Genomic DNA, 1,167 nt, shown 5'->3' with positions numbered 1-1,167 from the left:
ATCTTAGAGACGATACCGGCACCAACAGTACGACCACCTTCACGAATAGCAAAACGAAGTTTCTCTTCCATCGCTATCGGAACGATCAACGAAACATCCATCGCAACATTGTCACCTGGCATAACCATTTCCGTTCCTTCTGGAAGTGTAACAATACCTGTAACATCCGTCGTACGGAAGTAAAACTGAGGACGATAATTCGTGAAAAATGGTGTATGACGTCCACCTTCATCTTTTGTCAAAATGTAAGCTTCTGCTTTAAAACGCGTATGAGGTGTAACGGATCCTGGCTTCGCCAATACTTGACCACGCTCAATCCCTTCACGATCAACACCACGTAGAAGAGCTCCTATATTATCACCCGCTTGACCTTGATCTAAAAGCTTGCGGAACATTTCAACACCTGTAACCGTCGTCTTAGATGTTGGACGAATACCGATAATCTCGATTTCCTCTCCAACTTTAATAACACCACGCTCAACACGACCCGTAACAACGGTTCCACGACCCGAAATCGAAAATACATCTTCTATCGGCATCAAAAATGGTTGATCAACAGGACGTTCAGGGGTTGGAATATAATTATCAACTTCACTCATTAAAAGACGAACAGCATCTTCACCAATGCTTTTATCCTTATCTTCAAGAGCTGCCAACGCAGAACCCTTAACAATTGGTATATCATCACCTGGGAAATCATACTTGGATAAAAGTTCCCGAACCTCAAGCTCTACAAGCTCCAAAAGTTCTGCATCATCAACCTGATCAACTTTATTAAGAAAAACAACAATTGCTGGAACACCAACCTGACGTGCAAGCAAAATATGCTCACGTGTCTGAGGCATTGGACCATCAGCTGCTGAAACAACCAAAATAGCACCATCCATCTGTGCTGCCCCTGTGATCATGTTTTTCACATAATCAGCGTGTCCCGGACAATCAACGTGCGCATAGTGACGATTTTCCGTTTCATACTCAACGTGTGCTGTAGAAATAGTAATTCCACGTGCGCGCTCCTCTGGCGCAGCATCAATTTGGTCATAGGCTTTAAATTCACCAAAATATTTCGTAATCGCTGCTGTCAACGAGGTCTTCCCATGATCAACGTGACCAATCGTACCAATATTAACATGCGGTTTTGTTCGTTCAAACTTGCTCTTCGCCATT

General features: G+C 43.4%; 1 protein-coding gene. It reads right to left on the bottom strand.

All coding sequences use genetic code 11. From position 1 onward, the window contains the following. A partial coding sequence (tuf, locus tag ACFILN_RS04920) for an elongation factor Tu (protein WP_375670998.1) occupies nucleotides 1-1,166 on the bottom strand: 1,166 nt, incomplete at its 3' end. Between the last annotated feature and the right edge of the window lies 1 nt (nucleotide 1,167).

Origin of the sequence: Bartonella sp. CL434QHHD (assembly GCF_042195145.1) — a bacterium.
Classification (GTDB): domain Bacteria; phylum Pseudomonadota; class Alphaproteobacteria; order Rhizobiales; family Rhizobiaceae; genus Bartonella.
This window is presented reverse-complemented; position numbering and strand designations above follow the sequence as displayed.